Annotated in this window: 7 protein-coding genes; 3 read left to right on the plus strand and 4 right to left on the minus strand. The window is 68.9% G+C overall.

Translation table 11 applies throughout. The features are described 5' to 3' along the window. Window positions 1-248: 248 nt before the first annotated feature. The 4 genes from ABZ312_RS36870 to ABZ312_RS36885 all read right to left on the minus strand — a co-directional run bounded on the left by ABZ312_RS36870 (window position 249) and on the right by ABZ312_RS36885 (window position 4,661). Entirely contained in the window at window positions 249-1,340 is a 1,092-nt protein-coding gene (locus tag ABZ312_RS36870) for an IS630 family transposase (RefSeq protein ID WP_500439601.1), read from the minus strand. A gap of 105 nt (window positions 1,341-1,445) precedes the next feature. Further along, window positions 1,446-3,026 carry an IS1182 family transposase gene (locus tag ABZ312_RS36875; protein ID WP_500439606.1) on the minus strand — a complete coding sequence of 527 codons (1,581 nt, stop codon included), beginning with the start codon at window positions 3,024-3,026 and terminating at the stop codon, window positions 1,446-1,448. A 69-nt stretch (window positions 3,027-3,095) separates the two neighbouring features. After that, window positions 3,096-3,527: a DUF4240 domain-containing protein gene (locus ABZ312_RS36880; RefSeq protein ID WP_500358513.1), complete on the minus strand. Its 432-nt coding sequence runs from the start codon at window positions 3,525-3,527 to the stop codon at window positions 3,096-3,098. Between the two features lie 459 nt (window positions 3,528-3,986). Further along, the gene (locus ABZ312_RS36885) at window positions 3,987-4,661 is read right to left on the minus strand and encodes a hypothetical protein (protein ID WP_500327180.1); all 675 of its coding nucleotides are present in this window, start codon (window positions 4,659-4,661) and stop codon (window positions 3,987-3,989) included. Window positions 4,662-4,876: 215 nt separating this feature from the next. On the opposite strand from ABZ312_RS36885, the gene ABZ312_RS36890 reads away from it, so the two are divergent. From ABZ312_RS36890 to ABZ312_RS36900, 3 genes are read left to right on the plus strand one after another with little or no spacing between them, the layout of a single operon-like run. Then, a complete protein-coding gene (locus ABZ312_RS36890; protein WP_500439602.1) occupies window positions 4,877-5,854 on the plus strand; it encodes an RNA polymerase sigma factor in 978 nt (325 codons plus the stop codon). Window positions 5,855-5,889: 35 nt separating this feature from the next. Beyond that, on the plus strand, window positions 5,890-6,798 hold the full coding sequence (locus ABZ312_RS36895) for an alpha/beta fold hydrolase (RefSeq protein WP_500358516.1): 909 nt from the start codon (window positions 5,890-5,892) through the stop codon (window positions 6,796-6,798). Continuing rightward, on the plus strand, window positions 6,795-7,631 hold the full coding sequence (locus ABZ312_RS36900; RefSeq protein WP_500439603.1) for a GNAT family N-acetyltransferase: 837 nt from the start codon (window positions 6,795-6,797) through the stop codon (window positions 7,629-7,631). The genes ABZ312_RS36895 and ABZ312_RS36900 overlap by 4 nt, the downstream gene beginning before the upstream one ends. The last annotated feature ends 70 nt before the right edge of the window (window positions 7,632-7,701 follow it).

Below are 7,701 nucleotides of genomic sequence, written 5' to 3' on the forward strand. Positions count from 1 at the left end.
GGTGTCGGGGGCTGGTGTCCGGCTGCACCGTTGGTTCGCCACGTGGGTTCGCGCGCGCAGCAGGGCTGGGGTTCTAGGGCCTGTCGCCAAATTCCCGCCTGCCCCGCGCCGCCTGGCACGGCACCTCGCTGCGTTGTCGAATCGTCCGAGTAGCCCACTACGAGGACGACTCTCCGCCTTGCGATGCACCGCACCAGACACCGCGGGGCCCGCCCTCCGGGCGGCCGACGTCAATTTGACGACAGGCCCTAGTGTCCTGAGTCTTTGATTCGGTTCAGATATCCAGTGAGGCGTTCGAAGATCTCGTCAGCGGTCCTTGTCCAGACGAAGGGCCTGGGGTTGTCGTTCCAGTCTGCGATCCAGGCCCGGATGTCTTTCTCCAGGGCTTGGACGTTCCTGTGGACGCCGCGCCGTATCTGCTTGTCCGTCAACAGTGCCAACCAGCGCTCTACTTGGTTGAGCCAGGACGAGCTGGTGGGGGTGAAGTGCATGTGGAACCGAGGATGGGCCAATAGCCACTTCTGGATGGCGGGTGTCTTGTGGGTGGCGTAGTTGTCGCAGATCAGGTGGACCTCGAGGTGGTCGGGGACCTCCTTGTCCAGCTTGGCCAGGAACTTCTTGAACTCCACCGCGCGGTGCCGGCGGTGCAGCGAGCTGATGACCTCGCCGGTGGCTGCGTTCAGGGCGGCGAACAGGGTCGTCACGCCGCCGCGCAGGTAGTCGTGGGTGCGGCGCTCGGGCATGCCCGGCATCATCGGCAGCACCGGTGCCGACCGGTCCAGCGCCTGGATCTGCGACTTCTCGTCCACGCAGAGGACGATGGCCCGCTCGGGCGGGTCCAGGTAGAGGCCGACGACGTCGCGGACCTTCTCGATGAACTGCGGATCCTTCGACAGCTTGAAAGTGTCCACCAGATGCGGTTTGAGGCCGAAGGTCCGCCAGATCCGCGAGACAGTGGACTGGCTCAGGCCGCTGGCCGCGGCCATTTCCCGTGTCGACCAGTGCGTGGCGTTCTTCGGAGTGGTCTCCAGGGTCCGCACGACCACCTCCTCGACCTTCTCGTCGCTCACCGTGCGGGGCGGGCCGGGCCGCGGCTCGTCGGACAGACCCTGAAGCCGCTCGGCCGCGAACCGCTTGCGCCACTTGGCCACCGTGACCGGGTGCACCCCAAGCTCCGCTCCCACAGCGGTGTTCGAACCGCCACCAGCACACGCAAGCACGATCCGGCACCGCAACGCCAGAGCCTGCGAAGACGTTGCCCGCCGCGACCAGCGCAGCAGCGTCTCGCGCTCGTCATCCGCCAGGACCACCTCGACCGTCGGCCGACCCATACGCGCCATGAGCACAGCCTACTTCTATAGCGAATCAAAGACTCAGGACACTAGAAGACTGGTGAAGATCTTGGTGTGGGGCTGTTCGGTCGTGTGCTGGGCAGCCCCTGTTTGCTAGGTGGTGGCTGGGTTGAGGTGCCAGGTTTGGCCGGTGTGGGTGAGTCCGAGGTTGATGAGTCGGCGGAGGTTGAGGGCGGCGACTCGGGTGTGGAGCCAGGTGTCGTCGGCGATGGTGCCGCGGTAGCGGAGTTTGCGGTTGCCGTGCTGGACGAGCCAGGCGACGGCGCGTTCGACCGGTGGTCGCCAGCGGCGGTAGTCGGCCTGCCATGTGGGGTCGGTGGCGGCCTGGAGGCGGGCAGCGGCCTGCAGGTCGTGGTGGGGGCGGATGGTCAGGATGCGGCCGGCCTTGGCCTTGGTGCATCGCTGACGCAGTGGGCAGCCGGTGCACCGGTCCTTGAAGGCGGCCTTGCGCTGCTGGTGTCGTCCGCCGGGGTCGGACAGGGCGACGGTGTGTTCGGCGGGGCAGGTCACGGTGCCGTGGGTGGTGTCGATGGTGAAGTCGTCGAGGGTGAAGCCGCCAAGGACCGCGGGCCGGAGCGGGGCGGGCTTGAGGAACAGCCTGTGACCTGCTTGTTCCAGGGCCTGGCGGGCCTGGCCGGTGGAGTAGGCGGTGTCACCGAAGGCGTCCACCGGTCCGTCTTCTTCGGCGAGCAGATCCAGGCCGACGGTGGCTTCGTGGTGCTCGGGGCCGGCGCCGGGCGTGAGGGTGACGGCGGTGTATAACCCGGTCTCGGGCTCGACGGCGAGGTGGGCTCTGTATCCGTCCTGCTGGTGGGTGCGGGTCTTGTGCACGTGCCGGGACTGCGGGTCGACGGTGGAGACCATTCGGCCTGGTGCGGTCCCTTGGGTGATGCGCCAGCGTCCGTCGCGTCCGTCGGAGTCCTGGGCGGGTTCGACGTCCTGCCCGGCGACCAGGGCCAGGATGCCGACGGCGTTGGCGGCTCTCTCGCCCAGTTCCCGCTCGGGTAGATGCCCCAGCAGTCGCAGCGCGTCGCCGACCAGGGCGTCCACGAGATCAGCGCGGGCCTGTTGATCGTTCCAGGCGATCCGTGGTTTGCCCGGGTCGGTGTAGTCGTGCGCGGTGCACTGCACCGCCGCGACCTGGTCGGCGCCGGGAACCTCGCGGATCACCGTGCGGATCGCGGCGATGAGCTGGGTGACGGTGTCCTGGGTGGCGACCGCGTCGTCCAGCACGGTGGAGTCCAGTGCCCGCCGGTGCTTGCCCTGAAGGACCCCGGTGGCTTTCACCACCTCGCGCACGGCCTCAAAGACCCGGTTCGGCCGCACCGAGCGCGCCAGACGGCGGCGGAAGTAGGCCAGCAGCGACGGATCGAAGGCCATATCGTGCAGACCGAGCCCGCAGGCGGCCTTCCACCGCAGGTCACAGCGCAGTTCCTGGACGGTCTCGAAGTCCGACAGCCCGTGCAGGGCCTGCACCGTGATCGCCGCGGCCAGGATCTGCGGCGGCATGGACGGCCGTCCGTTCGCCGAGGGATACATGTCCGCGAACATCTCCGCCGGGAACAACGCTCCGCGATGCTCGGCCAGGAACGCGAACACACTTCCCGCCGGAATCAACTCCCGGCAGGTCTCCCACACATCCGGCCCGACTGTCTCCCCGGCCCATTCCCCCATCACCACGAAAACGAGTCTGGCCCCACCACTCACACGGCGGGACCAGAACCCAAGATCTTCATGACTCTTCTAGGAGCCGGCCCAGCCCGCGGTGTTGGAGTAGGACTCATAGGAGTAGCGCGTCCGGCGTCCCCACTCCTCGCCGGTGATGTGCTCATACGCCTGATCTGGAACGTACAGCAGGTCTTCGGCCCAGACGCCACCAGTGGCGAACGGCACGAACGCCGCCGGATCCCGAAGGACCCGGTCGTACGTCTCTCGGCCAGCGGCAACCACAGCGGCCCGGGTGTACAGAAAGGCATCGCCCGACAGGCTGTTCCCGTACTCTCTGCGATCCAGCCGGTACAGCGCCCACGACAGCTGTTCTGCGAACTGTTTGACCGTACTCAAAGGGCCCGCGACCAGGCGCGACGTCAGAGCGGTCACGAGTTGCTCCGCATCCGGGTCAGGCGTCACTGGCTTGCAGTCCTCGATCAACTGCCAGAAGGCGTTCTCATCCACGATCCAGAGCATGACGGATGGGTCCGACAGGAGGGCGGCGTGCCACAGCCGTGCCACATCAGGCGGTCAGCCGCGGACAACGGTGGTTCGTCGCGGTCGAGATCGCTGACTGAGCTGGGGGCTCTTCAACGCCGCTCTGACCTGCGCACCCTCGATGACCCCGACCACCAGGCTTACAAGGCAGCTGTCGGCGGTTCGAAACCGTCCACGCCCACCAGCCGTAAGACTCCGGGTGCCTGGGCCTTGATCTTTTGCCTTCAGTGAGGGCCGCCAGACAAGGAGCCAGCCCGATTCGCGGCCAGCCTACGGGCCCCGCATCTCGCCTCATGGCAGCTCCCACCCAGAGCCGCTACGCCAACCTCACGCGGCCTCGTAGTCCAGAGTGCCTGCTGGAACGGGACCGAGCCAGCCCAGGACAAGGGTCGTGGGAACGTACCCGAGTCTGTTTCAACCTGGCAGTCAGATCGCAGTGGGGATGTAGGTCGATGCTGCGACCTGCGCCATCGTCCGAAGTTTCGTGAAGTAGCAGGCGCAGTACTCCTCGTTGATCAGGGGCACGATCTTGTCCAGGTCGGCGATGCAGCCCCAGAGAGAGGCAATGCCCCTGTCGTCAAGTCCGCCGTTCAGTTCTCTATGCACGAGGCCGGCGACGTCGGCGTCCAGGAGGACCAGGTCCACACCGTCGAAGTCCACGCCGCGGAAGCCGTCGGGGAACAGTGCGCGCAGGTGGTCCTTCCACAGCCGCGCGAGTCCGCCAACGGGCTGTGCTCCGCCCACCGGGGCGGCCGTCGCCTCTGCTGCGGACGGTGGGCGAAGGAGCGGGGCGACGGCATAGAAGACGGCACGCACCATTGCGACCGCTTGGGCCTGTCCGATGGCGGCACTTGACACGGCGCCCTGCGTGAGCCGGTCGCGCAGTAGTCGGCTGCGCTCGAGTTCGGCGGCGAGTCCGGCCGTGATGAGCCCCGCGTTGGTGGCCCGCTGGATCAGGGCGTGGAGCGGGTCGTTCGAGCCTAGACGCTCGGCGAGGACGTGCTCCAGGGCGAACAGGGAATGCGTGACGGCCACGGTGGCGAACTCGTACCGGTAGTAGGAGTGCCGGAGAAGCTCACGGGAGGTTTCCATCGCGCTCATGACATACACGGTGGCCATCGGGGCGGTGTCGACGCGGACGAGACCTCTGGCCCGCCCCCGGCGCCGATGCGGCGACTCGGAGGTCCTCCATTCGGTGGTCCGAGCGCGGGTAGCTCCAGCCGCGGTCGGGCGGGCCGTCCGCAAGGTATCGGAAGGCTGTGAGACGCGGGCGGCTGATCCGGGGCGTGAGGGCGTTCTGGTTCAATGGTGACGATATGACTGATCTGATCTTGAGCGGGGCGCCGCTGGACTTCGAGCTGGTGCGGGCCGCTCAGTCGGGCGATGCGGGGTCCCTGGGGCTGCTGCTCGCCAGGCATCGGGCGACCATGCACGGAGTCGCCCTCGCCATGCTGGGCCACAGCCCGGACGTAGAGGACGCGGTGCAGGAGGCGGCGCTCATCGCGTTGCGGCGCATCGGGGACCTGCGGGATCCGGACGCCGTCGGACCGTGGCTGCGCATGGTGGTCCGCAACGTCTGCCGCGCCCAGCTGCGCAAGAAGTCGGCGGTGCCCGTGGCCGAGCTCGAGGGGGTCGTCGCCATGGACCGCTCGGGCGGCCCGCCCGACCCGGCGGACGTGCTGGACGAGCACGTGCTGCAGGACTGGATCTGGAGTGCGCTGGAGACGTTGTCACCGGCGCTGCGGTTGGTGACCATGCTGCGCTACTTCACCGACGTCACCTCCTACGAGGAGATCGCGCTGCTGTGCGGCACCCCCGTCGGCACCGTGCGCAGCAGGCTCAGCCAGGCGCGTACGAAGCTGGCCGGTGCACTGGTGAGCATGGGCGACCAGGTCCACGACGACGCCGTCTCCCGCACCGCGCGCCACCGCCGCCTGGCCGAGGTGACCATGCTGGCGGGCCATCGCGGCGAGCTCGCCTCGGCGTGGGCGGAGTGGCGGTCGTCTCGGCTGGAGGTGACCTGGCCGACCGGCAAGCGCTCGGACCTCGACTATCTGGAGTTCTCCTTCCGCCGTGACGTCTCCGACGGCGTCCGCCAGAAGCTGACGAACGTGGTGGCCAGTCGCGAGGTGGTCATCTGGGAGGCGGCCATCATCAGCCCGCCGGAGGATCCGTTCCACTGCCCGCCCAGTGTGGTCTGGGTGCATCACCTGGACCGGAACCGTGAGGACAGGCTGCGCCTGTACCACCCGCGCCGCCGCCGGGCCGGCCTCGCAAACAATCTTGAAGGCTGATCGAACCTTTCCGGGGCCCACCGCATCGTGTGGGTATGAAAGCTATCCATCACGAGGCGGAGCACGGCGAGCGTGCTGCCGAGGTGCGCACCGTCATGGTCGACGGCGTGCGCCAGGTCTACCGGGTCGCGGGGGACGGGCCGGTGTGCCTCGTGCACTCCGGAGGCCCCGGTGTGCACCCTGAGTACCTGCGCGTACCCGCACTGGAGCCGCATCTGACCATGGTCCACCTCGACCCCGTCGGGTCGGGCGACAGTGGCCTGCTGCCGGACGGGGACTACTCCGCGTCCCGCTACGCGCGCTTCGCCGCAGCCGTGCTCGATGATCTCGGGGCGCAGTCCGCCTACGTCCTCGGCCACTCGCACGGCGGTTTCGTCGCGCTGCAGTTCGGCCTCGACCACCCTGACCGCCTCGACGGGCTGATCCTCTACGACACCGCGCCCGTGTACGGGCCGGAACTGATGGAGGCGGCCTCCAAGGAGATGGCCGTGTTCGTCCAGCGCTGGCCTGACCGGCCCGAGGCGACCGAGGCGGGGTGGGTGTGGGAGGCCCGGATGTCGGGGGCGCTGGAGGTCGTCGACGACGCGTCGAAGGAGCGCTACCTCGGCGCCCTCCTGCCCGCCTACTTCGCCGACTACCGCGCAACGGTCGCGCAGTTCGGCACGCCCACGCTGCGGGCCACCCATGACCCGAATCGGCTCCCGGCCGACTGGGACGTACGGGACCGGCTCGGCACGATCGCGGCGCCGGCGCTGGTGATCGTCGGCACCTACGACTTCATCTGCCCTCCCCGCTTCGCCTACGAGATCCACGCCGGCATGCCGGACGCACGGCTGTGCGAGCTGACCGGGAGCGGCCACTTCGGGCACATCGAGGAGACCGGGAGGTTCGTCGCCGCCGTGCTCGACTTCGTCACCACCACCGACAAGGGGAACCAAGCGTGAGCACCACCGTGCCGACCGGCCTGGCCGAAGAGACCGAGATCAAGGCGTACACAGACTTCGTGACCGGCGCGCCTGCGGAGGTGCTCAGCACCCTGGGCGTCGGCGCGCAGCAGTTCGGCTCGGCGCGGGCGCTGGCCGTTCGCGAGGACCCGAGCCGCTTCTTCAACCGGGCCGGGGGATTCGGGCCCGCCGGGCCGATCACGGCGGACGTCGTGGAGCAGGTGTGCGACTTCTACCGCGCTCAGGGCGTGCCGCAGGGCTCGTTCATGATCGCGCCGTCCCTGCTGCCGTCGGACTGGGCCTCGACCGCGCAGAAGTGGAACCTCACCGAGGGCACCCGTTTCGCCAAGCTCGGCTGCGACGTCCCGACCGTACTGGCCGGGGCCGACGGGGTCGCCGCGCTCGACCCGGACCTGCGGGTCGGCCTCGTCGAGCGTGACCAGGCACGCGAGTGGGCGACCGTGATGATGACGACCTTCGGCTTCAGCACGCCGGCCATGATCGACATGGCCGCGGCATGCGTGGGCAGGCCGGACTGGCGGCAGTACGCCGTCTGGGAGGGCGAACGGATCGTCGCGGTCGGCAGCATCTTCGTGAACGGTGACTGTGCCGACATGTTCGGCGGGGCGACCCTGCCGGAGTGGCGCGGCCGCGGCGCCCAGTCGGCGCTGCTCACGGCCCGGGCCCGGGCGGCCCACGACGCAGGCTGCCGATGGTTCGTCGCCGAGACCGGGGCGGAAGGCCCCGGCGACCACAACACGTCCCTGCACAACATGATGCGCGCCGGGTTCGGGCTGCTCTACGAGCGCGTCACCTGGGTGTGGGGCGGGTAGCCGGACCGGAAAGGCCGAAGGCGCCCGCGGTCCCCCCCCCCGCCAGTCCCCCGGCGCCCTCGCCGCCCGC

The sequence above is a fragment of the Streptomyces sp. NPDC006207 genome (genome assembly GCF_040613835.1).
GTDB lineage: Bacteria > Actinomycetota > Actinomycetes > Streptomycetales > Streptomycetaceae > Actinacidiphila.

Excerpts from the sequence above, each read along its gene's own strand:
- ABZ312_RS36870 (WP_500439601.1), bottom strand. The coding sequence starts at position 1,340 with ATGGCGCGTATGGGTCGGCCGACGGTCGAGGTGGTCCTGGCGGATGAC.
- ABZ312_RS36875 (WP_500439606.1), bottom strand. The coding sequence starts at position 3,026 with ATGGGGGAATGGGCCGGGGAGACAGTCGGGCCGGATGTGTGGGAGACC.
- ABZ312_RS36885 (WP_500327180.1), bottom strand. The coding sequence starts at position 4,661 with ATGAGCGCGATGGAAACCTCCCGTGAGCTTCTCCGGCACTCCTACTAC.
- ABZ312_RS36890 (WP_500439602.1), top strand. The coding sequence starts at position 4,877 with ATGACTGATCTGATCTTGAGCGGGGCGCCGCTGGACTTCGAGCTGGTG.
- ABZ312_RS36895 (WP_500358516.1), top strand. The coding sequence starts at position 5,890 with ATGAAAGCTATCCATCACGAGGCGGAGCACGGCGAGCGTGCTGCCGAG.